We start from the raw sequence: 25,237 nt of genomic DNA on the forward strand, positions 1-25,237 counted from the left end.
AATGAAAAGGCAGGCGGATACTGCACAATTTTTCTACCAGAATGGAAAGCTCATCACCATCAAACAAGCTGCGCAACAGCACGCGATCTTTCGTACTGGCGAGGCTCCACTAGCAGAAAGTGATATCAAACTGGCGGGAGGCCCTGCCCTTCTAGCTATAGACCAAAGTGGCTCTGTACTGGGTAGAAGTTGCAACGGAGAACGAGAACCACTGGTGTATACCGCTTATGGGCACGACGCTGCCAACGCTAGCGCGCGCGCTATATTACGGTTCAACGGCCAGCATCCGACACCATATGGACACTACGTGCTAGGTAATGGATATCGCACCTATGACCCTGCTCTGATGCGTTTCTATGCTCCTGACGGCCTTAGCCCCTTCGCGGAGGGCGGCTTGAATTCTTACATGTATTGTAACGGTGACCCTGTAGGGAAAGTTGACCCCTCCGGCCACGTACCTGTTTTTCTCAAGCCGTTCAGAAGTTTCTACAAGGGCATCAAAAACAAATTTTTTGGTCGCACGCCCAAATCGCAGCGCATTCCGGTTGAACAGGAAACATCACGAAAAAATAGCCCAGCGGAAACGGCAAGAAAACAAACAGAACCTTCAACAAATCCATATATACAGCAGATAGCTCGCTCTGAGCGTCAAGGCCTATTGCAACTGCAGCAATCCGACCTCCGAGATTTTAATACATACGACCTCTCAACTGTACCCGCTAAGTTATTCTCAGAAAGACTTGAAATTTTTAATAAAAGAAAACAGCGTATCCAAGATTTAACTACCAAACACAGGCTAGAGCCAGCACCACAATTTACTTCGGCTCCGCCCAATCAAGACGTATGGCCGTCCCAAACTGCCCGCGACATTCGCCACGAATAACAGCACTCGTACAATATGGCTTGCCTGCCACGCTCACCAAATCAACCATCATTACAACTCAGACCAGCGCCAGAACCAAAATCGACAATTAGATCAACAGGTGACCGAATCATGAATCAGTCCGCGAACAGCTCACTTTTTTTCTACCAAAACGGGAAGCTCGTCACCGTAAAACAGGGCAACCAGCAACGCTCCATCTTGCGCAATGACGACATGCCCTTGGCTGAGGTTCAAACCGGCGAAACAGTTGGCACTGGGTTGCTGGCAACCGATGACAAGGGTTCCGTTCTCAACGTTCAAGATACGGAGGACCTGGAAGGCCACAACTTTTCAGCCTACGGGCATGATCCGAACTTGCCCTCGATGCGAATAACGCTTGGATTCAATGGCGAAGCTTACGTGCCAGGTGCGGCCTCCTACCTACTTGGGCTTGGATACCGCAGCTATTCTCCGCGCCTGAGACGTTTCCTGGCTGCAGACAGCTGGAGCCCATTCGGGCAGGGTGGGTTGAATGCTTACTGCTATTGCGAAGGCGACCCGGTCAACAGCAGCGACCCAAGCGGCCATGTACGTCTGTATCTGCGCAATGGCCAAATCCTGCAGACGAAGAAGAACATGGCGAGTTCAGCGGGTACTTGGATGAGACCCCCAGGGTTCGACAAATCAGCTCACCGTAAGGCGCTGATCGACTCGACACTGCAAAAGCCACGCAGGGTCCTGGCAGACAACCCTGTCAAGGAAGGCTCTACGCACGTCAGCGTGTTGGAGGTATTCCGCAACCCCGGCAGCTCAATTGAAAAAGTCCACATCAAAGCTACGGACCTAGGGACTTTCAAACGCAATCGCGCGGAAATTGGAGTGTTGATCAGGCTGCATGAAGAAGGCAACAAAGCGCCAAGCTTGGATTATCGCAGCAAGGCTGCCGAACTCATGAACCAAAACGAAGCGATTGCCAACGCCGGAGAAGCACTATGGCGAAAAAGCATGGCATCACAATCACCCGATACGGCGTGGCTAAATGATAAGAGTGTCAGTATCAGAGTGCCGCGCCCCCAATAAAGAGATGCCCTCAATAGAGGGCATCCTTATCAGAGTCAAGCCGCACTAAACGTCTTATGCGGATCAATCACAAACTTCTTCGGCACCCCGGCATCGAACTCGCCATACCCTTCTGGCGCCTGATCCAGGCTGATCACCTGCACGCCTACGACCTCGGCGATATTGATGCGATCCCACATGATCGCCTGCATCAATTGGCGGTTGTATTTCATGGTCGGGGTCTGGCCGGTGTGGAAGCTGTGCGACTTCGCCCAGCCCAGGCCAAAGCGGATGCTCAGCGCGCCGATCTTGGCGGCAGCATCCACCGCGCCCGGGTCTTCGGTCACGTACAGGCCAGGAATACCGATGTTGCCGGCAACGCGGGTCACCTGCATCAGCGAGTTCAGCACGGTAGCCGGGGCCTCGTGCTTGGCGCCTTCATGACCATGGCCACGGGCTTCGAAGCCTACGGCATCGACGGCGCAATCCACTTCAGGCTCACCGAGGATATCGATGATCTGCTCGTGCAGCGGGGTGTCCTTGGACAGGTCGACCACTTCGAAGCCCTGGGACTTGGCGTGTGCCAGGCGCAATGGGTTGAGGTCGCCGACGATGACGCAGGCAGCGCCCAGCAGGCGGGCAGAGGCGGCGGCAGCCAGGCCGACCGGGCCAGCACCTGCGACGTAAACGGTGCTGCCTGGGCCTACGCCAGCAGTCACGGCACCGTGATAGCCGGTGGGCAGAATGTCGGACAGGCAGGTCAGGTCACGGATTTTCTCCATGGCCTTGTCGCGATCGGGCAGTTTCAGCAGGTTGAAGTCGGCATACGGTACCAGCACGTATTCAGCCTGGCCGCCGGTCCAGTCGCCCATGTCGACATAACCGTAGGCACCGCCGGCACGGGCCGGGTTGACGGTGAGGCAGACACCGGTGTGCATCTCTTTGCAGGAGCGGCAGCGGCCGCAGGCGACGTTGAACGGCACCGACACCAGGTCGCCGATTTTCAGGCGTTCGACGTCACGCCCCATCTCGACGATTTCACCGGTGATTTCGTGGCCCAGGACCAGGCCGACCTGGGCAGTGGTGCGGCCGCGGACCATGTGCTGGTCGGAGCCACAGATGTTGGTGGAGACCACCTTGAGGATGACGCCGTGCTCGATCTTCTTGCCGCGCGGGTCCTGCATCTTCGGGTAGTCGATCTTCTGCACCTCGACCTTGCCAGCGCCCAGGTACACCACTCCACGATTGCCAGACATGCTCTTACCTCGCTTGATTTGTATTTATGCAGCGTTGGTTGAAGCGCCGCCGTCCATGGGCGACATGTGTTGCTGGAATGCAGGGAATTGTGGGCTTGATGGAGCGCAAGGCACTGACTGAAAACGACAGGGGGATGCCTTTTTACGGCAGGCCAAAAGCGGGGGCCGCTTTGCGGCCCTTTCGCGACACAAGGCCGCTCCTACAGGCGCCTGTAGGAGCGGCCTTGTGTCGCGAAAGGGCTGCGCAGCAGCCCCAGAATTGTTCAGAGAACGACAGTACGGTTGGCGTTGAGAAACACCCGCCGCTCGATGTGATACCCGACCGCCCGCGCCAGGGTCAGGCATTCGATGTCACGCCCCTTGGCAATCAGGTCCTCAGGGTAATGGCTGTGATCCACCACCTCAACGCCCTGGGCGATGATCGGCCCTTCATCGAGGTCGTTGTTGATGTAGTGCGCCGTAGCGCCGACCATCTTCACACCCTTGTTGTACGCCTGGTGATAAGGCTTGGCGCCCTTGAACCCCGGCAACAATGAGTGATGGATATTGATCGCCCAGCCATCCAGACGCCGGCACAGTTCAGGCGACAGCACCTGCATGTAGCGGGCAAGGATAACCAGCTCGGCGCCGGTCTCTTCGATCACCTGCAGCACCTTGCGCTCTTGCCCGGCCTTGTCGTTGGGGTCGAGTGCGAAGTGGTAATAGGGAATCTTGTGCCAGTGGGCCAGTGGCTCGAGGTCGGGGTGGTTGGACACCACCGCGACCACGTCCATGCCCAACTGCCCGATACGCTGGCGATAGAGCAAATCGTTCAGGCAGTGGTCTGCCTTGGACACCATGATCACCACCTTGGGGCGGTGATTCGGTGCGGTCAGCTCGAACGCCATGCCGAACGCATCACCGCGCTCGGCGAGGCCGGCACGGAAACCGACCTCGTCAAAATCGTCCGGCTGGCGGAACTCGACGCGAATGAAAAAGCGCCCCGACTGCCGGTCATCGAAGGAGTGGTGCTCGGTGACGTAGCAGCGCTGCTCGAAGAGGTAACGCGTCACCACGTCGACGGTGCCGAGCATGCTCGGGCAGTCGGCGGTGAGAATCCAGGTATCCGGTGCCCGACTCATGTTGCTCTCCTTAGGCTTCGATGCTCAGGCCGTATTCGGCAGAAGCGTCCTGCAGCCACAGCCACCAGTAATCGGCGAAGCTGCGGCGAATCACCAGCTCCCAGGTGTCCTCGGCCGTGCGGCGGATCACCAGCTGCGACTTGGCGAACACGGTACCCACCGCCTTGCCGACCGGGAAGTTGTTCGGGTGAACATCATAGCTGGTGGACTTCATCAGCACTTCGCGCACGTGCGGGCCGCGCAGCTCCAGCAGGCTTTGCCCGCCGCTGACGTTGACCACCTGGATGTGCTGGCCTTCAAGGGCCGCGCGCAGCTTTTGCTCGACGGCGAACTCCTGGCCGCCAGGGACGATCAGCAGCCACTCATCAGGGCCGAGCCACTGCAGCGACATGTCGCTGTTGGCGACCACGGTCAGGGCCACTGGCAGCTCCAGGCCAAGGGCCTTGTGCACGCCTGCGGCGAACTCCGGGTCGTGGCCATTGCCACGAAGGGTCAGGTGGCCGAGGAATTTCTTTTCACGCAGGGTTACGCCTGCGTTCTTGCGGCCCTTGCCAACCAGGCTGGCCAGGTCGGCGTGGTGCAGCGGCGACTGAGCCTTGGCGTCGGCGCCGGGGTTTTGCTGGAAGACGTTGATAGCGCTCATTTCTTACCTGCCTTGAATTCTTGGTCGTCGATACGACGCAGCTTGCAGGGTGTGTTTGCCGGTTCCCACAGGGACCGCACCTACCTTCACAACTGCATCGATCCTGTGGGAGCCGGCTTGCCGGCGATTGGGCCAGCCGGCTCGTCACAGGGCCCGGAGTCAAACGTTCTGCCGCTCACCCTTCGGGTCGAAGAACACCGAAGACACGATTTCTGCCTCGATCACGCTGCCATCGGCTTGCGGCGAATAAACGCGCTCGCCCATGCGTTTCAGGCCGCCTTTGACCACACCCATGGCAAACGAATAACCCAGGGAGTTGGCCGCGTAGCTGGAGGTGACGTGGCCGACCATGTCCATCGGGATCGGCTGCTTGGGGTCGAATACCAACTGGGCGCCTTCGGGCAGCCACTTGGTCGGGTCCACAGGCTTGAGGCCCACCAGTTGCTTGCGGTTTTCCCGCACACAGTCCTCGCGGTTCATGCCACGCAGGCCGATCCACGAAAACGGTTTATTGCGGCCCACGCACCAGCTCATGTTGAGGTCGTCCGGGGTCATCGAGCCGTCGGTGTCCTGGCCAACGATGATGAAGCCCTTCTCGGCACGCAGCACGTGCATGGTTTCGGTGCCGTACGGGGTCAGGTTGTACTTCTTGCCGGCTTCGATGACTTTTTCCAGCACGCCCATGGCGTAGTTGGCCTGCACGTTGACTTCGTACGACAGCTCACCGGTGAACGAAATACGGAACACACGGGCAGGTACGCCACCGACAGTGCCTTCCTTCCAGGTCATGAACGGGAACGCGTCCTTGTCCAGGTCGATGTCGTCGGTCAGCTCGCTGAGCAGCTTGCGGCTGTTGGGGCCGGACAGGGTCAGCGTGGCCCAGTGGTCGGTAACCGAGGTGAAGTACACCTTCATCTCTGGCCATTCGGTCTGGTGGTACAGCTCCAGCCACTGCAGCACGCGTGCGGCGCCGCCGGTAGTGGTGGTCATGTAGAAGTGGTTGTCGCCGACACAGGCGGTCACGCCGTCGTCGAAGACCATGCCGTCTTCTTTGCACATCAGGCCATAACGGGCCTTGCCCACATCGAGCTTGGTCCAGGCGTTGCTGTAGATGCGGTTGAGGAACTCGCGGGCATCCGGGCCCTGGATATCGATCTTGCCCAGGGTCGAGGCGTCGAGCAGGCCCACGCTGTCGCGCACGGCCTTGCACTCACGGGCCACGGCAGCGTGGATGTCTTCACCGGCCTTGGGGAAGTACCAAGGGCGCTTCCATTGGCCGACGTCTTCGAACTCGGCGCCGTTCTTCACGTGCCAGGCATGCAGGGCAGTGAAGCGCACGGGCTCGAACAGGTGGCCACAGTGACGGCCCGCTACCGCACCGAAGGTAACCGGCGTGTAGTTGGGGCGGAACATGGTGGTGCCCATTTCCGGAATGGTGATACCGATCGAACGGGCGGCGATGGCCAGGCCGTTGATGTTGCCCAGTTTGCCTTGGTCGGTACCGAAGCCCAGCGCGGTATAGCGCTTGACGTGCTCGACCGACTCGAAGCCTTCGCGGGTGGCCAGTTCGATACCGGCGGCGGTCACATCGTTCTGCTGGTCGACGAACTGCTTCGGCCCCTTGCTGCCCTTGTCGTGCGGCACCTGGAACAGCGCCACGGTGGCCTCTTCCTTGCGTGCAACGGTCTTTGGCAGCGTGCCGGTGGTAGCCTTGAAGCCGGCTTCGGTGGCGGCGCGCACGCCGCCTTCGAAACCATCGGCAATCACATCGCCCAGTGCATACACGCCGTTGATGCCACCCACGCACACGCGCTTCTGCGGCGCATCACCGGGCACGAAGCCAAGGATATCGTCACGCCATACCGGGCGACCGCCCAAGTGCGAGGCCAGGTGGACGATCGGGCTGTAGCCGCCGGAGGTTGCGATCAGGTCGCATTCGAGGGTTTCGCCTGGGCTGGTGACCTTGTGTGCCTGCACATCGATGGCCGCCACGCGGGCACCGGTGACATGCTTGCTGCCTTTGGCCTCGATCACAGCGCTGGAAGTGAGGATGCGGATGCCTTTGGCACGGGCTTCCTCAACCAGCGAACCACGGGGGTTGTGGCGGGCGTCGGCGATGGCGACGACCTGCAGGCCAGCGTCATGCCAGTCCAGCGCAGCGCGGTAGGCATGGTCGTTGTTGGTCGACAGCACCAGCTTGCGGCCCGGCGCCACGCCGTAGCGGCGCACATAAGTGGAGACAGCACCGGCCAGCATGTTGCCCGGCACGTCGTTGTTGCCGTACACCAGCGGGCGCTCGTGGGCGCCGGCGGCCAGTACAACGCGCTTGGCACGTACACGGTGCACACGGTGGCGCACCTGGCCGATCGGCGCGCGGTCACCGAGGTGGTCGGTAAGGCGCTCGTGAATGGTCAGGAAGTTGTGGTCGTGGTAACCGTTGACCGTGGCGCGTGGCAGCAGGGTCACTTCCGGCAGGCTTTCCAGCTCTTTGACCACGGCGTTGACCCAGTCAGCGGCCGGTTTGCCGTCGAGGGTCTCGCGGCTGTCGAGCAGGCTGCCACCGAACTCTTCCTGTTCGTCGGCCAGGATCACCCGGGCACCGCTGCGCGCAGCGGCCAGGGCAGCGGCCAGGCCTGCAGGGCCGGCGCCGACGATCAGCACATCGCAGTGCTGGTTCATGTAGTCGTAACTGTCCGGGTCGTTCTGCAGCGGCGCACGGCCAAGGCCTGCCGCCTTACGGATGTACTTCTCGTAAGTCATCCAGAACGATTTCGGGTACATGAAGGTTTTGTAGTAGAAGCCCGGCGGCATCATGCTGCCGCCGACCTTGCCGAGGATGCCCATGACGTCGTTGTTGACGTTCGGCCAGCCGTTGGTGCTGGTGGCGACAAGGCCTGCGTACAGCGCCTGCTGGGTAGCGCGCACGTTGGGGATCTGCGTGGCTTCGCTGGAGCCGATCTGCAAGATGGCGTTCGGCTCTTCGGTACCGGCGGCGATGATGCCGCGTGGGCGCGAGTACTTGAAGCTACGGCCAACGATGTCGACGCCGTTGGCCAGCAGCGCGGCGGCCAGGCTGTCACCGGCATAACCCTGGTAGGTCTTGCCGTTGAAGGTGAAGTTCAGGACCTTGCTGCGGTCGATACGGCCGCCGCTGGCGAGGCGATAGGTCTGGCTCATACTTTTTCCCCTTGGCCTTTGGCGGTCGACGGTGCGCTGCTTTGCTTGCCGCCTGCGGTCACCTGCGGCTTCTCGCCGATCTTGTAGGTTTCCAGAATTTCGTAGGTCACGGTGTCGCGGGTGACGTTGAAGTACTGACGGCAGCCGGCAACGTGGTCCCACAGTTCATGGTGAATACCGCGCGGGTTGTCGCGGAAGAACATGTAGGTGCCCCACTCCTCGTCGGAGCAGGCGTTGGGGTCCAGCGGGCGGGCGATGTGCGCCTGGCCAGAGGCGTGGAACTCTTCTTCGGAGCGCAGCTCGCCGCAGTGGGGACAGAAAATATGCAACATGACGGTGTCTCCGGTTAGTGGGCGACGGCGGCGGCGCCGTGTTCGTCGATCAGTGCGCCGTTGTAGAAACGGTCCATGGAGAACGGCGCAGCCAGCGGGTGCATCTCGCCTTTGGCCAGGCTTGCGGCGAAGACGTTGCCCGAGCCCGGGGTCGCCTTGAAGCCGCCGGTGCCCCAGCCGCAGTTGAAGAACATGTTCTTGACCGGGGTTTTGGAGATGATCGGGCAGGCGTCCGGCGAGGTGTCGACGATGCCGCCCCACTGGCGGTTCATGCGTACGCGCGAGAGGTTGGGGAACATCTCGACGATGGCCTGCAGGGTGTGCTCGATCACCGGGTACGAACCGCGCTGGCCGTAGCCGACCCAGCCGTCGATACCGGCGCCGATCACCAGGTCGCCCTTGTCGGACTGGCTGATGTAGCCGTGCACGGCGTTGGACATGATCACGCTGTCGATGATCGGCTTGATCGGCTCGGACACCAGCGCTTGCAGCGGGTGCGATTCCAGCGGCAGGCGGAAGCCGGCCAGCCTGGCCATGTGCCCGGAGTTACCGGCAGTGACCACGCCGACGCGCTTGGCGCCGATGAAACCTTTGTTGGTTTCCACACCGATCACTGCACCGTTTTCCTTACGGAAACCGATCACTTCGGTCTGCTGGATCAGGTCCACGCCCAGGGCGTCGGCGGCACGGGCGTAACCCCAGGCCACGGCGTCGTGACGGGCGACGCCACCACGGCGCTGAACGGTAGCGCCGAGGATCGGGTAACGGGTGTTCTTCGAGCAGTCCAGGTACGGGATCTCGGCCGCGACCTGGGCAGTGTTGAGCAGTTCGCCATCGACGCCGTTGAGGCGGTTGGCGCTGACGCGGCGCTCGGAGTCACGAATGTCCTGCAGGGTGTGGCACAGGTTGTAGACGCCGCGCTGGGAGAACATCACGTTGTAGTTGATGTCCTGGGACAGGCCCTCCCACAGCTTCATGGCGTGCTCGTACAGCTGCGCCGACTCGTCCCACAGGTAGTTGGAACGCACGATGGTGGTGTTACGGGCGGTGTTGCCGCCGCCCAGGTAACCTTTCTCGACCACCGCGACATTGGTGATGCCGTGTTCCTTGGCCAGGTAGTAGGCCGTGGCCAGGCCATGGCCGCCACCGCCGACGATGACCACGTCGTAGACCTTTTTAGGGGTCGGCGTGCGCCACATGCGCTGCCAGTTCTCGTGGTGGCTGAGGGAGTGTTTGAAGAGGCCGAAGCCCGAGTAGCGTTGCATGGTCGTTTACTCCACTCAGCGGTAAACAGGGAAGTCGGCGCACAGGGCCGCAACGTTCTTCGCCACATCGGCTTCGACGTCAGCGTCACCGAGGTTGTCGAGGATGTCGCAGATCCAGCCGGCCAGGGCCACACACTGGGCGACCTTGAAGCCGCGGGTGGTGACAGCCGGGGTGCCGATGCGCAGGCCGGAAGTGACGAACGGCGACTGCGGGTCGTTCGGCACGGCGTTCTTGTTGACGGTGATGTGCGCGCGGCCCAGGGCAGCGTCGGCATCTTTGCCGGTCAGGCCCTGGCGGATCAGGCTGACCAGGAACAGGTGGTTGTCGGTACCGCCGGAGACCACGTCGTAGCCGCGGTCGATGAACACCTGGGCCATGGCCTGGGCGTTGTCGATGACCTGCTTCTGGTAGCTCTTGAACTCAGGCTCCTGAGCTTCCTTGAAGCACACAGCCTTGGCGGCGATGACGTGCATCAGCGGGCCGCCCTGGGCGCCGGGGAATACTGCGGCGTTGAGCTTTTTCTCGATCTCTTCGTTCGACTTGGCCAGGATCAGGCCGCCACGTGGGCCGCGCAGGGTCTTGTGGGTGGTGGTGGTCACCACGTCGGCGAACGGGATCGGGTTCGGGTACAGGCCAGCGGCAACCAGGCCGGCAACGTGGGCCATGTCGACGAACAGCAGCGCACCGACCTTGTCGGCGATGGCGCGAAAACGCGGGAAGTCGAGGGTCTTGGAATAGGCCGAGAAGCCGGCAACGATCATCTTCGGCTTGTGCTCGACGGCCAGGCGCTCGACTTCGTCGTAGTCGATCAGGCCAGTGTCGGTGTTGATGCCGTACTGCACGGCGTTGTAGAGCTTGCCCGAGGACGACACTTTGGCGCCGTGGGTCAGGTGGCCGCCGTGGGCCAGGCTCATGCCCAGGATGGTGTCACCGGCCTGCAGCAGAGCCAGGTACACGGCGCTGTTGGCCGAAGAGCCGGAGTGTGGCTGAACGTTGGCGTAGTCGGCGCCGAACAGCTGCTTGGCGCGCTCGATGGCCAGCGCCTCGACCTTGTCTACGTGCTCGCAGCCACCGTAGTAGCGCTTGCCCGGGTAGCCTTCGGCGTACTTGTTGGTCAGGCCGCTGCCTTGGGCCTGCATGACGCGCTTGCTGGTGTAGTTCTCCGAGGCGATCAGCTCGATGTGATCTTCCTGGCGCTGTTCTTCGGCATTCATCGCCGCCAGCAGTGCGTCGTCGTAACCCTGGATCTGGTCTTGCTTGCTGAACATCGTGGTTCTCCCGGCAGCGATCGTTTCTTGTCTGTAAGGCACTGTGGCCCTTTATGGCGATGGTATGACTGGCCGGGGTGGGTCAGATGCCTGCGCACGCCTTGCAATGGCGCGTTTACGACATTCGCCCGTCGGTTGCTCAAATCCCTGTAAGAGCGGCCTTGCGTCGCGAACGGGTCGCGCAGCGGCCCCAAGCTTCAGCAGCGCTTAAGCAATGGCTGGGGTCGCATCGCGACCCGTTCGCGACACAAGGCCGCTCCTACATAGGCAACCGCTGAATCGATGGTTTAGAGTGCTGTTCTGCGTTGTTCACAGGACCGTGTCATGACAGATAAAAGCCAACAATTCGCCAGCGACAATTATTCCGGTATCTGCCCCGAAGCCTGGGCAGCGATGGAAAAGGCCAACATGGGCCACGACCGCGCCTACGGCGACGACCAGTGGACCGAGCGTGCCGCCCAGTACTTCCGCGAGCTGTTCGAAACCGACTGCGAAGTGTTTTTCGCCTTCAACGGCACCGCCGCCAATTCGCTGGCCCTGGCCTCGCTGTGCCAGAGCTACCACAGCGTGATCTGCTCCGAGACCGCCCACGTCGAGACCGACGAATGCGGCGCGCCGGAGTTTTTCTCCAACGGCTCCAAGCTGCTCACCGCGCCTAGCGTCAACGGCAAGCTGACGCCGCAATCGATCCGTGAAGTGGCGCTCAAGCGCCAGGACATCCACTACCCCAAGCCGCGTGTGGTGACCCTCACCCAGGCCACCGAAGTGGGCACCGTGTACCGCCCCGATGAGCTCAAGGCGATCAGCGCCACCTGCAAGGAGCTGGGCCTGAACCTGCACATGGACGGCGCGCGGTTCACCAATGCCTGCGCATTCCTAGGCTGCAGCCCGGCCGAGCTGACCTGGAAGGCGGGCGTGGATGTGCTGTGCTTTGGCGGCACCAAGAACGGCATGGCGGTGGGTGAAGCGATCCTGTTCTTCAACCGCGACCTGGCCGAAGACTTCGACTACCGCTGCAAGCAGGCCGGGCAACTGGCCTCGAAGATGCGCTTTTTGTCGGCGCCCTGGGTCGGGCTGCTGGAAGACGGCGCCTGGCTGCGCCATGGCAACCACGCCAACCATTGCGCGCAGTTGCTGGCGTCGTTGGTGAGTGGCCTGCCGGGGGTGGAGCTGATGTTCCCGGTGGAGGCCAACGGGGTGTTCCTGCAGATGCCGGAGCCGGCGCTGGAAGCACTGCGTGGCAAGGGCTGGCGGTTCTACACCTTCATTGGCAGTGGCGGGGCGCGGTTCATGTGCTCATGGGATACCGAAGAGGCACGCGTGCGCGAGTTGGCGGCGGATATCCGCAACATCATCGGCGCCTGACAGCTTGCCGGGAGGGCTTTGCCCTCCTTTCGCGACGCAAGGCCGCTCCTACAGAATGCTGTAGGAGCGGCCCCAGCGATCTAAAGTTTGAACCCGCCCATCTGCCGCGCAAGATCATCGGCCAGCCCACGCAACGCCTGGCACTCCTCGCGACACCCCTGCACTTCCGCCGCCGTTTCCCTGGCCAGGTCAGAAATCCCCTGCACCGTCCGGTTGATCTCCTCGGTCACCGCCGACTGCTCTTCCGTCGCCGTTGCCACCTGATGGTTCATGTCGCTGATGTGCTCGACCTGGTCGGTAATCGCCCCCAACGAGGCGCCGGTTCGCTGGCTCGACTCCACGCCACTGCCCGTCGCCTGCTGCCCCGCCTGCATCGACGTTACCGCCGAACCCGCCCCGTGCTTGAGGCGCTGGATCATCTGCTGGACTTCATCCGTCGACACCTGGGTACGGCGTGCCAGCGTCCGCACCTCATCTGCCACCACGGCAAAGCCACGCCCCATCTCCCCTGCCCGCGCCGCCTCGATGGCAGCGTTGAGCGCCAGCAGGTTGGTCTGTTCGGAAATACTGCGGATCACCGCCAAGACTTCATCGATAGAAGCGACTTCGTCGGCCAGTTGCGCCACCGCATCCGCAGCCTTGCCGATGTCACCCGACATGCCCTCGATACCCTGGATCGACCGGCGCACCACCTCACGCGCCTGCAAGGCTTCCTCGCGCGCTGACTGTGAAGCCTGTGCAGCATCGCCGGCGTTGCGCGCAATGTCCTGCACGGTCAGCCCCATTTCGTGCACGGCGGTGGCAACCATTTCGGTCATTTCCTGCTGCCGCCCGGAACGTTCGGCCGTGTTGTCCACTACCTGAGTCACCTGTTCGACCGCCCGATGCAAGCGCTCGGTGGTGCGCAGCACCTCGCCGATCAGCCCGCGCTGGCTGTCGAGAAAACGGTTGAAGCCGCGTGCCAGATCGCCCAGTTCGTCCTGACGCGAATCGTCCAGGCGATGGCTGAGGTCACCGGCACCGCTGCCAATCTGCACCAATGCGGCGGTCACACGGCGAATAGGCCGCACCAGCCCCCGCGCCAGCAGCACCACCAGCAACAACGAGAGCAGCGCCACACCCCCACCGATCAACGTGGTAAGCCACAGCGCCTGACGCATCTGCGCATAGATCTCTGCCTCCGGCACCTCGGCAACCAAGGTCCAGTTCAGGTCGCGCAAGGGCAAGCCCAAGGCCAGATAGTCTTCGCCATCACGCTGGAACCGGCTGGTGCGCAAACCCGGCTCACCACTGATCACCGCCTTGGCGGCCTTTTCATCAAGCTGCTGCGCGAGCTGTCGCTTGCCGCTGAAGGCATTGTCCGGATGCACCTGGATCAAGCCATCGTTGCGTACCAGAAACACCTTGCCGTGCTCGCCAAAGCTGAAGTCGTGGATCAGTTTCGACAGCTCGGTCATGCGCAGGCCCATGCCGGCCACACCGACCAGCTTGCCGTCCTTTTCCACGCGGTAGTCGATGAACAGCGCCAGCTCGCCGGTAGCGCCGTCGATATCGATATTGATCAGGCGCTCGGCGCCACTGTCGATGTAGCCGTAAAACCACTTGTCTTTGGGGTTGTCGCGGCTGAGGGTGCGGTCCAGGCCATTCTCGTTGTAGTAGTGGCCGGTCTCGGTCGAGGCGAAGAGTGTGGTGAAGGCTTGGTTGCGCTGCTTGGCGGCCTGCAGGTATTCGACAAAGCGCGGCAGTTCGCCAGCGTCTTCACCATCTGCCAGCCAATCACGCAGCAGCGTGTTGCCGGCAATGTCGGCTGCGGCCACCAGCGGCTGGCCAAGCATTCGCTCGATATCGTTGCGGATGGCTTCGATGCTGGCCGGCAGCGCCGTGTCCACCAGGTAGCGATCGGTGAGGCGGTTGAGCGCCACGGTGAAAATGATCACGACCACCAGGATGCTCGCCAGCAGGGCCGCGCCCATGCTCGCGATCAACTGCCACTGGATACTTCGACGCCAGATACCCATGCCCCTTCCTCCCCAGGAATTTTTGTTTGGGGGAAAGTGTATACACTCAGGTATCCAGTTGTACCAGTGATCTGCAACAAGGATGAAGACGCGGTGGGGCAGGCAAGCCCGTCCCCACAGCGTTCAAGGTGGCTCTTACTGTTCGGCGATGGTCCGAACGATCGCGTCCACCGTGGCGTCGATCTGCGCCTGGGTACGCTCCAGGGTCTGCTGATGTTCCTTCTGCAGTTCAACCTGCTTGGAACACAGATTCAGGGCGGCCAGCACCAGCAGCTTGTCGCCGATCAGGGTCGGGTACGAACGTTTGGTTTCGGCAAGGGCGGTGTTGAGCATGCGTACCGCCTGCGCCAGGGTTTCTTCCTGGCCTTCGGGCGCCTTGATCGAATAGTCGTTGCCGAGGATCGACACGACATTGACCGGCTGCGCTTGCAGTCTCATGCGCCGACGACACCTGCACTGGCGCGCTCAACCAACGCCTGGATGCGCGCGGCGGTAGCGCCGTGCTTCTCTTCCTGCTCCATCAGCGACAGCTGCAGGGTTTCGTTCTCTTCCTTGGCCTGGGCCAGTTCCTGGCCAAGGGTGGTGTTCTGCTCGGTGAGTTGAGCGTTTTTCTGCATCAGGTCGCTGACCAGTTGCTCGAGTTGATTCAGGGAGGCTTCCAGCATGGGGTCTATCTCGGGTTGTTGCAAAGGGCGCACACGATAAAGAAAAGTGTGAGCCATCGCCATTAAATATCGGATTCTCAAGGTTTCTAACCCGCAGATTGACAGGGTATCGGGCCCCTTGTTCCGACCTGGGTCAACCGCCGGTCAGGTAAATGGATAGCTGGCTCACAACTTTCCCCTTTCACACTCAAGACTGGCCGGTCACGACCGATAGCCAGGCAAGTCATATTTCGTCGCATGGAACGCGTCCACTTCTCTGTCTGGATTCCTCCTTCCATGTCCCTACGCAACATGAATATCGCCCCGCGCGCCTTGCTCGGGTTCGCCCTGATCGGCTTGCTCATGCTCGGCCTTGGTGTCTTCTCGCTCATGCAGATGGGCAACATCCGCCAGGCGGGCCTTGCCATCGAAAACATCAGCGTGCCCAGTATCAAGACCCTGGACGAACTGACCTCGCTCAACCTGCGCCTGCGCACCCTCTCCTACCGCTTGCTGCTCAACCGCGAACCGGAAGTCCAGCGCGACACCTTCAACCTGCTGGACCAGCGCAACGCCGAGATCGACCGTGCTCGCCAGGCCTACCTGCCACTGATCAGCGCGGCTGACGAACAGGCCGCCTTCGACCAGTACACCGAACTGCTCAACCAGTACCGCCAACTGGAAGCACGCATGCGCAGCATGAGCCAGGCCAACCGCACCGATGAACTGCGTGGCCTGCTCAACCGCGACCTGTTGGCCAACTCCGAGCAGATCAACAAGGTCATGAACACCTTGGTGCGCATCAACACAGAACAGACGCGCGCAACCAACGAAACCGCTGCCAATCAGTATGCCGCGGCCTTCGCGTTGGTGATCGGCCTGCTGATTGCCGCAGCCGTGCTGACCTTCCTCTGCGCGTTGCTGCTGACCCGCAGCATCGTCAAGCCCATCGACGAAGCCCTCAAAGCCGCCGAGCAGATTGCCGACGGTGACCTGACCCATACCATCCGCGCCGAAGGCACCGATGAGGCCGCGCGCCTGCTGCGCGCGATGGCGCGCATGCAGGAAAAATTGCGCGACACCCTGCAACTGATTGCTGGCTCCGCTACCCAGCTGGCGTCGGCCGCAGAAGAGCTGAACGCCGTTACCGACGAGAGCGCGCGTGGCCTGCAACAGCAGAACAACGAAATCGAGCAGGCCGCCACGGCGGTGACCGAAATGACCAGCGCCGTCGAGGAAGTGGCACGTAACGCGGTAAGCACCTCAGAAGCCTCCAGCGAAGCCAGCCGCTCGACCGGCGACGGCCGTGACCTGGTGCTGGAAACCGTGGGTGCCATCGAGCGGATGAGCGGTGATGTGCAGGCTACCGCCAAACTGATCACCCACCTGGCCGAACAGTCGCGCGACATCGGCAAGGTACTGGATGTCATCCGTGGCTTGGCCGACCAGACCAACCTGCTGGCGCTCAACGCCGCGATCGAGGCAGCCCGCGCGGGTGAAGCAGGCCGTGGCTTTGCCGTGGTGGCAGACGAGGTGCGCGCACTGGCCCACCGCACCCAGCAGTCGACCAGCGAAATCGAACGGATGATCGGCAGCATCCAAGGCGGCACCGAACAGGCGGTCGAATCGATGCGCACCAGCACCGAACGCGCCGAGTCGACGCTGAACATCGCCAAGGGTGCCGGCATGGCGCTGGACACCATTGCCGGGGCAGTGGCGCAGATCAATGAACGCAACCTGGTAATCGCCAGCGCGGCGGAAGAACAGGCCCAAGTGGCGCGCGAAGTGGACCGCAACCTGGTGAATATCAATGACCTGTCGGTGCAGAGCGCAACCGGGGCGCACCAGACCAGCGCGGCGAGTGCCGAGCTGTCGCGCCTGGCTGTGGATTTGAATGGGCTGGTGGCACGTTTTCGTACCTGACATCGCCGGGGCCGCTTTGCGGCCCAATCGCCGGCAAGCCGGCTCCCACAAAGATCTGTGCCAGCTGTGCCATTGACAGCAGCGCTGCCGAACCTCCCACAAAGATCTGTGCCAGCTGTGCCATTGACAGCAGCGCTGCCGAACCTTGTGGGAGCCGGCTTGCCGGCGATTGGGCTGCAAGGCAGCCCCAGCAGTTTCCGGATCAGTAATCGATCCGCACATCCCCTTTCGGTACGCTGCAGCAAGACAGAATGTAGCCCTCGGCCTCGTCTTCTTCGGTAATCCCGCCGTTGTGCTCCATCTCCACTTCCCCGCCCAGCTTGAGCACCTTGCACGTCCCGCAAATGCCCATGCCGCAGGCTTTGGGAATCATCAGGCCAACCTTGGCCGCCGCCGCATGCACGGTCTCGCCCGGGGCAACCCGGATGCTCTTCTCGCTGCCGATGAACTCCACCAGGTTGAGCTCGGACACGTCCACTTCCGGCGCATCGGCCGCCTGCTCGGCATGCTCCACAGCATCGGCCTTGGCCTCTGCCGGCGTCGCGCCGAACGACTCCTCGTGGTAGTTCTTCATGTCAAAGCCGACAGCCTCGAGCATGCGCTTGACCGCGGTCATGTATGGCGTCGGGCCGCAGCAGAACACCGTGCGCTCCATGTAGTCAGGCGCGATCAACTCCATCAGCCGCTGGTTCAGATAGCCGCGATAACCCGCCCAAGGCTCACCCAGGCCGTGCTTCTCGCAAATGATGTGCAGGCTGAAGTTGGGGATGCGTGACGCCATCTGCTCCAGTTCGCGGTGGTAGATGATGTCTTTGGGCGAGCGGGCGCTGTGCACGAAGACCATGTCGACATTGGCGTTGGTGTCGTAGAACCAGCGCGCCATGGACATCACCGGCGTGATACCGACACCGCCGGAGAGGTACAGCACCTTGCCCGCCGGGAAGTCGATGGCGTTGAACAGACCCACCGGGCCATGCACCGGCACTTCAAAGCCCTCGTGCATGGTGTCGTGCAGGTAGTTGGACACATGCCCGCCTGGCACCCGCTTGACCGTGATCGAGAAGCTGTAGGGCACCGACGGCGAACTGGAGATGGTATAGGAACGCATCACCGGCTTGCCTTCGATCTCCAGCTCCAGGGTGACGAACTGCCCAGGCTTGAAGAAGAACATGATCGGCTGGTCGGCCATGAAGCAGAAGGTGCGCACGTCCCAGGTCTCCTGGATGACCTTGACGCAGCGCACGATGTGGCGGCCATTGGCCCAGGTCTGGGTGGTGACCGGATTGAGGAAAGTATCGGACATGTTCATCTCCAGCGGCCGACAATTGGCCCTTTTCATGGCTGCGATAATGCGCAAGCTGAAGGCGCCGCACATTCCTGCCTGCGACATCGGCGTGCTTATCGCGACCAGCCCCGTGCTACAAGGGCTGGGGCGTCGTAATTCAAATCGGCCATGTCGCCCATGGATACGGTTCGCGGCGTCTTCGGACGCACACTCCACGGCAAAAGAACCTGCTGTTTTTTGACAGATGCTCTTGCGGCACCACAACAACGATTAGCCACCTTTTGCCGGCCGCATACGGCCCCGAGGATTACACGATGGACGTCACCGCAACCCTGAGCCTGGGCGATCCACTGGAACCTGCACGCAAGGCCACCGCCGAGATGCTGCAGACCCGCGAGCGCACCTACTCGCTGCCCCAGCCGTTCTACACCGACGAGCGTCTGTTCCAGATCGACATGCAGGAGATCTTCCACAAGGAATGGCTGATTGCCGGCATGACGTGCGAAATCCCGGCCAAGGGCAACTACATCACCCTGCAGATCGGCAAGAACCCGATCATCGTGGTGCGCGGTAGCGAAGGTAAGGTGCATGCCTTCCACAACGTCTGCCGCCATCGCGGCTCGCGCCTGTGCGTCAGCGAGAAAGGCAAAGTGGCGAAGCTGGTCTGCCATTACCACCAGTGGACGTATGAACTGGACGGCCGCCTGCTGTTCGCAGGTACTGAAATGGGCGCCGACTTCGACATGAAGGAATACGGCCTGAAACCTGTGAACGTAAAGGTCGCCGGTGGCTACATCTTCATCAGCCTGGCGGAAAACCCACCTGCTATCGACGAGTTCCTGGCCACCCTGGACCACTACATGGAACCGTATGACATGGAGAACACCAAGGTGGCAGTGCAAACCACCTTGATGGAAAAGGCCAACTGGAAGCTGGTGCTGGAAAACAACCGCGAGTGCTACCACTGCTCCGGCTCACACCCGGAGCTGCTGCAAACCCTGCTGGAGTGGGACGACACCAACGACCCGCGCGCCAGCCAGGAATTCAAGGACCACGTGGCCGCCTCCGCCGCCGCCTGGGAAGCCGAGAAGATCCCGTACCTGCACAAGAGCCATGGCCTGCGTAACCGCATCGTGCGCATGCCGCTGCTAAAGGGCACCGTATCGATGACCATGGACGGCAAGCAGGCCTGCCAGAAGCTGATGGGCCGTATCAAGAACCCGGACCTGGGCTCGATGCGCATCCTGCACCTGCCGCACTCGTGGAACCACTGCATGGGCGACCACATGATCGTCTTCACCGTATGGCCGATCAGCGCCCAGGAGACCATGGTCACCACCAAGTGGCTGGTGCACAAGGATGCCGTCGAAGGTGTCGATTACGACCCTGAACGTATGCGCAAGGTGTGGGATGCCACCAATGACCAGGACCGCCGTTTGGCGGAAGAGAACCAGCGGGGCATCAACTCCACGGCTTACCAGCCAGGGCCGTACTCGAAGACTTATGAGTTTGGTGTGGTGAACTTCATCGATTGGTACAGCCAGCGCGTGCTGGAAAACCTTGGTGCAGAGCCGGCTGCGTACCTCAAGGAAGTGCAGGCTCAGTAAGTAGCCGTTCACCTTCGGCCAGTGGCGCCCGCCACTGGCTCAAGCCCCGCTCTACGATTGCCTTATGGCGTTTGCAGGCTCGAGACTTAACCTCGGAGCCGAAGACCTCGGGCTTGCTGAACCTGCCCGGTTGGGTTCGATCCGCACAGGGGTGATGGGATAACGCTCCCACGACCTGGCCTGGGCCAACGCCCACACCTCTTTGACCGATGTGCCCAGCGATATGACGGTCAGGGTCGCCAACGCCCATGTCTGCCAGTCTTCTCCTGGCTCCACGGTTCGGCTGATGCCCAGGGTAATGCCTGCAACGGCACTGACACCACTTATCCCTGTGAGCGCCCAATCGACCGATGACGGCGGTGATGTATGACTTTCCACGGTGCCATAGGTCATAACGCCACCACGGCTGGCAGGATAGGATCCCGTTGCTTGATGCATATGGCGGGTTCGCCACATCGATCGCAGCCGTAGACCACTGGTGAACGCACCCGCAAGGTTGGAAAGGATGCTCAGGATGGGAAACAGATAGTCTGCGGCCTCCTGCCCCGTCGGATCGCGATGGTTGATCGGGTCCCCAAGGCAATAAGCGTAAGCATTTAGCCCACCCCGAGCGAATGGGCTGAGTCGGTCAGGCGAACCAAAGCGCATCAGTGCCGGGCTAAAGGCACGGTGCCCGTTACCCAGCAAGTAGCAGCCACTGGCGTGATCAAGGTGGGCGTCTGAAAACCCCAACCAAGCGCCATCATCCGGCCTGAACCCGCCATAGGGGGTATAGCGTCGATACAGGGTATGCCCGCTGCGCAGCACGGTGCGCTGGAGATCAGTTGCCAGCAGTGTGGTCGTGCCCATGGCAACGCTCCAGACCATTTGTGCCCTAACGTTAACAAGGGCTGTATGGAACGTTAACTGGCAGAAATGACAGTTACAGCTGGACCGGAGCGAAGCTCAGCCTCGTCAGATCATTTTTTGATCAAAACCCTGCAAGCCTTTGAAAGCAATGGCTGTAGCACTTACCAAACAACTTGCCCACAGGTTGACTAACAGACATTGTGGGCAAGTCATAGGGATATTGATAACTGCTGTGGATAACAGAGCAAAACCTTAGGGGCCGTGGTGTTTAGACCCAGGTTTGCAGTAATTGGCGATTATTTGATCATATCCTTCAAGACGGCGTCCTTGCTGGCTTGCAGCGTTTGACAAACACTTTATCCACACCTTGGCGAACAGATTCCGTGGGTAACCTCAGCGCAATACGCCCTCCTCCACCAGCAACTTGAGAATCGCCTCGGCGCCTTCTTGTGGAGAAACGTCTTTCAAGACCTTACCGCCACCACCACTGGCCTTGGCCGTCGCGGCCTTCATCCGGTCGGCGCCGCTTTTGGCCTTGATCACCTTCAGGCGCTTGGGCCTTGGGCGGGCTGGTTGCAACTGCGCTTCGCCCAGCAGTTCATCCTCGACGATGGCGACATTGCGCGCCGCCAACACACCGCGCCGGGCCGGACCGAACGCGCTCTGCCGCGGTTTGGCCGCCGCGTTATCCACAGTTGCCAGCAACGGAAGACGTACCTTCAGCCTGCGCCGCTGCCCACGGGGCAGCGCCTGCAGGACCTGAGCGGTGCCGTTGTCGATCGATTCCACTTCGGCCAGGCCGACTATCAGCGGCCAACCCAGTTTCTCGGCCAGCAGGAACGGCAACATGCCCGAACCCTCGCCGGTTTCAGCCTGGCTACCCGTTAGCACAAGCTGCGCACCGGCATCACGCAGGTAATCCCCAAGCACGTTCAGCACATCGGCTCCTGCGGGCTGCTCTAGCACATCGAGGTGGTCCAGGCCCATGCCCAGGTAAGCACGCAATGCCTCTTCATGCGGGTCGCCAGCATGCACCACCTGCAAGTTATCCCCAGCCAGCTGCAAGCCCAGCTCCACCGCACGGGCATCCTGCTCGGCGCGGCGGGCGCGGCCGGAGCTCGGGTGGGCACCGACGGAAACCAGGCTGATGACTTTAGTACTCATGCTCATGCCCCTATGCTGCGTCGCGCTGGCCGCCGCTGCGGAAGTTGTCCACAGCCTCGATCAAAGCCTTCAGAATCGCCGAGCTGTCGCCAATCACCGACAGGTCGGCCCGTTTGATCATGTCGCAGCCCGGGTCCATGTTGATCGCCACCACTTTGTCGCAGGCACCGATGCCTTGCAGGTGCTGGATCGCACCAGAGATACCCACAGCCACATAGACCCGTGCGGTAACCCAGGTGCCGGTTGCGCCCACCTGGCGGTTACGCGGCATGAAGCCATCGTCCACCGCCACCCGCGAAGCACCCTCGGTTGCCCCCAGGGCAGCAGTCGCCTGGTGGTAGAGGTCCCAATCCTTGACGCCGTTGCCCCCCGAGACGATGAATTCGGCCTCGGCCATGGCGATGGTCGCCGGGTCGACGGCCACCGAACCAAGGTCCTCGATGCGTGGCAGGCTGCGCACCACGCCTGTGGACAACTCCACCGGCAATGCTTCGTGCCGGGTTTCGCTGACCGGTTCGGCGCATTCGGCGGCGCCCAGGATCAGGCGCGGCACCGCGCGTTGCAGGTCCTGCTGACCCGCACCAGCACGGCCGATGCACTGGCCGTCCTTGACCTGCCAGACGCGCGTTGCCGGGCGTTCGCCCAAGGCCGCAGCCCAGCGCCGGCCCAGTTCGCCACCGCCGGTGCGGCTATCGGGCAACAACCAATGGCGTGGCGTGAACTGGTTATCCACAGCGCGCAGGCCCTGCACCCGTTGCTCCGGTGCATAACCTTCGAACTGTTCGCCGTCGATGACCAGCAAGCGGTCGACACCCGCTGTGAAAAACTTGCTTTCCTTGTGCTCACCAAACACCACGGCCAATACCGCGCCGTCACTGCCGGCCAGGCTGTGGGCGAGGCCGAGCAGGTCACGGTCATGGCTACTGAGGCGGCCGCCCACCATGTCGGGCACCACGGCGATGTAGAACGCAGGCGCTGGCACCTGATGCAGCGGCAATTGCACTTCGGCCGCCGCGCTACGCCGCCCGCCGCCAGCGGTGCCCTGTTGAGCACCGCTACGGTCGATGCGCTTGAGGCCATTGGGGCCGATGAAACCGGCGGCAATGGCATGCGGGTTCTTGCGCATCAGGCCATTGGGCCCCAGCCAGCGGGTTTGTTGCGTCTGCAGCGCCGCATGCAGCGGATGCAGGCGGTTACGGGCGATCCACTCGGCGCGTGGGTCGCGGCGGATGATGTCGCTCATCAGTGCACCTCCGCAGGTTCACGTTCTACCGTTGGCGACTTTGGGGCCGCGGGCGTTTCCTCTTCGATCAGCACATCGGCTACCAACTCGGCGAGGTCCTTGATCTGTGGGCGCGGTTCGACCACCCCTTCGAGCATCGCAGTGCACTGCGGGCATCCCACCGCCACCAGCTCGGCCTGGGTCTGGCGAATGTCATCCATGCGCATGTCGGGGATACGTTGCTTGCCCGGGATGTCGGTGATCGGCGCACCTCCGCCACCGCCGCAGCAGCGGGAACGGAACCCCGAGCGCTGCATTTCGCGCACTTCGATACCCAGCGCCTTCAACACTTGCCGCGGGGCCTCGTATTCGCCGTTGTAGCGGCCCAGGTAGCACGGGTCGTGATAGGTGACGCTGCCGCCCTTGTGCTGCCCGAGGTTGAGCTTGCTGGCTGCGATCAGTTCGGCGATGTAGGTGCTGTGGTGCTGCACCTGGTAGTCGCCGCCCAACGCGCCGTATTCGTTCTTCAGCACATGGAAGCTGTGCGGGTCGCAAGTGACGATGCGCTGGAACTTGTACTTGGCCAGGGTCTGGATATTGCGTTTGGCCAACTGCTGGAAGGTCGCTTCGTCACCCAGGCGGCGCGCCACATCGCCGCTGTCACGCTCTTCCAGGCCGAGCACGGCGAAGTCCACGCCCGAGGCCTTGAGTACTTTGACGAACGACCGCAGGGTGCGCTGGTTGCGCATGTCGAACGCGCCGTCACCGACCCAGAACAGCACTTCGGTGTTTTTCACGTCAGACAGCAGGTTCAGGTTAAGGTCAGCGGCCCAGTTCATCCGCCCGCCTGGAGCAAAGCCGCCCGGGTTGTCGGTCGCGATCAGGTTATCCAGCACCTCGGCGCCCTTGTTCGGGGTCGCGCCCTTTTCTAGGGTGAGGTGGCGGCGCATGTCGACGATGGCATCGACATGCTCGATCATCATCGGGCATTCCTCGACGCAGGCACGGCAGGTGGTGCACGACCACAGTGTTTCGGCGTCGACCAGGCCGTTGACGATCGGTTGGTGTGGATTACCGCCGTGTTCGCCGATCGGCTTGCCAGGGTACGGGCTGCCGGCGAACTTGGCATCGGTGCCACCGGCCAGGCCGATGACCATGTCCTGAATGAGTTTTTTCGGGTTCAGCGGCTGGCCCGCAGCGAACGCCGGGCACACCGCCTCACATTTGCCGCACTGCACGCAGGCGTCGAAGCCCAACAGCTGGTTCCAGGTGAAGTCCACCGGCTTTTCCACCCCCAGCGGGGCGTTCGGGTCTTCCAGGTCCAGCGGTTTCAGGCCGGTTGAACGGCCACCGCCGAAGCGTTCGGCGCGGCGGTGCCAGGCCAGGTGCAGGGCCCCGGCGAAGGCATGTTTCATCGGGCCGCCCCAGGTCATGCCGAAGAACAGCTCCGACACGCCCCACAGCACGCCCAGGCCAAGTACCGCGACCATCACCCAGCCGCCGGTGTTGGCGGGCAGGATGCCGGCCACCGGCAAGGTGGCGATGAAGAAGCTTGCGGCGAACACCAGCAGGCTTTTCGGCAGGCGCATCCATGGGCCTTTGGACAGGCGCGATGGCGGGTTGAGCCGGCGCTTGAAGACGAAGATGGCACCGGTGAACATGATTACAGTCGCCACCAGCAAGGCGTAGCCAAGGATCTTGCTCTGCAGGCCGAAGCCGTACACCAGGATTGCCAGCACCGCCGACAGTACAAAGCCGCCCGCAGTGGCCACGTGGGTCTTGGACATGTACTTGTCGCGCTCGACCACGTGGTGCAGGTCCACCAGGTAGCGCCGCGGCATGGCCAGCAGGCCGCCGATCAGGTCGACGTGGGAGGCTCGGCCACGCCGCCACATGCGCACCCGGCGCAGGGCGCCGAGCACCGCCAGGCCAAGGGCAGCGAACAGCAGGATGGGTAACAGGGTGTTCAACATGGGGGGCTCCCACAACAGCTGGATTCTTGCGCTGCCCCGAAGGCCAGCGCGGACCCCATGTAGGAGCGGCCTTGTGTCGCGAAAGGGTCGCGAAGCGGCCCCAAAATCTATAGTGCTGTGAAGATCTTGGGGCCGCTTCGCGACCCTTTCGCGACACAAGGCCGCTCCTACACGGGGGGCCGGTCCCGCCCCTAGAGAGGCGG

General features: G+C 62.0%; 20 protein-coding genes. 5 read left to right on the forward strand and 15 right to left on the reverse strand.

Features of this window, described 5'->3' with window-relative positions:
• Window position 1 precedes the first annotated feature (1 nt).
• Window positions 2–883: an RHS repeat-associated core domain-containing protein gene (locus tag JOE27_RS15085; protein WP_119687902.1), complete on the forward strand. Its 882-nt coding sequence runs from the start codon at window positions 2–4 to the stop codon at window positions 881–883.
• A gap of 111 nt (window positions 884–994) precedes the next feature.
• On the forward strand, window positions 995–1,942 hold the full coding sequence (locus JOE27_RS15090) for an RHS repeat-associated core domain-containing protein (RefSeq protein ID WP_187306313.1): 948 nt from the start codon (window positions 995–997) through the stop codon (window positions 1,940–1,942).
• A 35-nt stretch (window positions 1,943–1,977) separates the two neighbouring features.
• Here JOE27_RS15090 and fdhA read toward each other — a convergent pair whose 3' ends face one another.
• The 7 genes from fdhA to JOE27_RS15125 form a co-directional block, all read right to left on the reverse strand.
• Window positions 1,978–3,177 (reverse strand): formaldehyde dehydrogenase, glutathione-independent, encoded by a 1,200-nt coding sequence (gene fdhA / locus JOE27_RS15095; protein ID WP_008095899.1) that lies wholly within the window; start codon window positions 3,175–3,177, stop codon window positions 1,978–1,980.
• A 263-nt stretch (window positions 3,178–3,440) separates the two neighbouring features.
• Window positions 3,441–4,298: a formyltetrahydrofolate deformylase gene (gene purU / locus JOE27_RS15100; RefSeq protein WP_039603955.1), complete on the reverse strand. Its 858-nt coding sequence runs from the start codon at window positions 4,296–4,298 to the stop codon at window positions 3,441–3,443.
• Between the two features lie 10 nt (window positions 4,299–4,308).
• Complete coding sequence (soxG, locus tag JOE27_RS15105) at window positions 4,309–4,941, reverse strand: sarcosine oxidase subunit gamma family protein (protein ID WP_046787515.1); 633 nt, start codon at window positions 4,939–4,941, stop codon at window positions 4,309–4,311.
• A gap of 159 nt (window positions 4,942–5,100) precedes the next feature.
• Entirely contained in the window at window positions 5,101–8,118 is a 3,018-nt protein-coding gene (locus tag JOE27_RS15110; protein WP_119687904.1) for a sarcosine oxidase subunit alpha, read from the reverse strand.
• On the reverse strand, window positions 8,115–8,450 hold the full coding sequence (locus JOE27_RS15115) for a sarcosine oxidase subunit delta (RefSeq protein ID WP_046787513.1): 336 nt from the start codon (window positions 8,448–8,450) through the stop codon (window positions 8,115–8,117). Before JOE27_RS15115 ends, JOE27_RS15110 begins: the two co-directional genes overlap by 4 nt.
• Window positions 8,451–8,464: 14 nt before the next feature.
• A complete protein-coding gene (locus JOE27_RS15120; protein WP_012316642.1) occupies window positions 8,465–9,715 on the reverse strand; it encodes a sarcosine oxidase subunit beta family protein in 1,251 nt (416 codons plus the stop codon).
• A 15-nt stretch (window positions 9,716–9,730) separates the two neighbouring features.
• On the reverse strand, window positions 9,731–10,984 hold the full coding sequence (locus tag JOE27_RS15125) for a serine hydroxymethyltransferase (RefSeq protein WP_046787512.1): 1,254 nt from the start codon (window positions 10,982–10,984) through the stop codon (window positions 9,731–9,733).
• A 324-nt stretch (window positions 10,985–11,308) separates the two neighbouring features.
• Here JOE27_RS15125 and JOE27_RS15130 point away from each other — a divergent pair, with 324 nt between their 5' ends.
• Window positions 11,309–12,349 carry a low specificity L-threonine aldolase gene (locus JOE27_RS15130; RefSeq protein WP_204919114.1) on the forward strand — a complete coding sequence of 347 codons (1,041 nt, stop codon included), beginning with the start codon at window positions 11,309–11,311 and terminating at the stop codon, window positions 12,347–12,349.
• Between the two features lie 80 nt (window positions 12,350–12,429).
• Here JOE27_RS15130 and JOE27_RS15135 read toward each other — a convergent pair whose 3' ends face one another.
• The 3 genes from JOE27_RS15135 to JOE27_RS15145 form a co-directional block, all read right to left on the reverse strand.
• The gene (locus JOE27_RS15135) at window positions 12,430–14,367 is read right to left on the reverse strand and encodes a methyl-accepting chemotaxis protein (RefSeq protein WP_046787510.1); all 1,938 of its coding nucleotides are present in this window, start codon (window positions 14,365–14,367) and stop codon (window positions 12,430–12,432) included.
• A 135-nt stretch (window positions 14,368–14,502) separates the two neighbouring features.
• Entirely contained in the window at window positions 14,503–14,805 is a 303-nt protein-coding gene (locus JOE27_RS15140; RefSeq protein ID WP_012316646.1) for a cell division protein ZapA, read from the reverse strand.
• Entirely contained in the window at window positions 14,802–15,032 is a 231-nt protein-coding gene (locus tag JOE27_RS15145; RefSeq protein WP_012316647.1) for a hypothetical protein, read from the reverse strand. Before JOE27_RS15145 ends, JOE27_RS15140 begins: the two co-directional genes overlap by 4 nt.
• A gap of 276 nt (window positions 15,033–15,308) precedes the next feature.
• Between JOE27_RS15145 and JOE27_RS15150 the strand changes: the two genes are divergently transcribed.
• On the forward strand, window positions 15,309–16,934 hold the full coding sequence (locus JOE27_RS15150; protein WP_046787509.1) for a methyl-accepting chemotaxis protein: 1,626 nt from the start codon (window positions 15,309–15,311) through the stop codon (window positions 16,932–16,934).
• A gap of 202 nt (window positions 16,935–17,136) precedes the next feature.
• Here the strand turns inward: JOE27_RS15150 and gbcB are convergent, their stop codons facing one another.
• Window positions 17,137–18,237 carry a glycine-betaine demethylase subunit GbcB gene (gene gbcB, locus JOE27_RS15155; RefSeq protein WP_119687905.1) on the reverse strand — a complete coding sequence of 367 codons (1,101 nt, stop codon included), beginning with the start codon at window positions 18,235–18,237 and terminating at the stop codon, window positions 17,137–17,139.
• A 296-nt stretch (window positions 18,238–18,533) separates the two neighbouring features.
• On the opposite strand from gbcB, the gene gbcA reads away from it, so the two are divergent.
• A complete protein-coding gene (gene gbcA / locus JOE27_RS15160) occupies window positions 18,534–19,826 on the forward strand; it encodes a glycine-betaine demethylase subunit GbcA (protein WP_012316650.1) in 1,293 nt (430 codons plus the stop codon).
• Window positions 19,827–19,877: 51 nt separating this feature from the next.
• Here the strand turns inward: gbcA and JOE27_RS15165 are convergent, their stop codons facing one another.
• The 4 genes from JOE27_RS15165 to dgcB form a co-directional block, all read right to left on the reverse strand.
• Complete coding sequence (locus JOE27_RS15165) at window positions 19,878–20,675, reverse strand: RHS repeat-associated core domain-containing protein (protein ID WP_231386158.1); 798 nt, start codon at window positions 20,673–20,675, stop codon at window positions 19,878–19,880.
• A gap of 393 nt (window positions 20,676–21,068) precedes the next feature.
• Window positions 21,069–21,839, reverse strand: a complete 771-nt coding sequence (locus JOE27_RS15170) for an electron transfer flavoprotein subunit beta (protein WP_204919116.1) — start codon at window positions 21,837–21,839, stop codon at window positions 21,069–21,071.
• Between the two features lie 10 nt (window positions 21,840–21,849).
• A complete protein-coding gene (locus JOE27_RS15175; protein ID WP_204919119.1) occupies window positions 21,850–23,082 on the reverse strand; it encodes an electron transfer flavoprotein subunit alpha/FixB family protein in 1,233 nt (410 codons plus the stop codon).
• Entirely contained in the window at window positions 23,082–25,034 is a 1,953-nt protein-coding gene (gene dgcB, locus JOE27_RS15180) for a dimethylglycine demethylation protein DgcB (RefSeq protein ID WP_204919121.1), read from the reverse strand. Before dgcB ends, JOE27_RS15175 begins: the two co-directional genes overlap by 1 nt.
• Window positions 25,035–25,237 lie beyond the last annotated feature (203 nt).

The organism is Pseudomonas sp. M5 (assembly GCF_016907075.1).
Classification (GTDB): domain Bacteria; phylum Pseudomonadota; class Gammaproteobacteria; order Pseudomonadales; family Pseudomonadaceae; genus Aquipseudomonas; species Aquipseudomonas putida_E.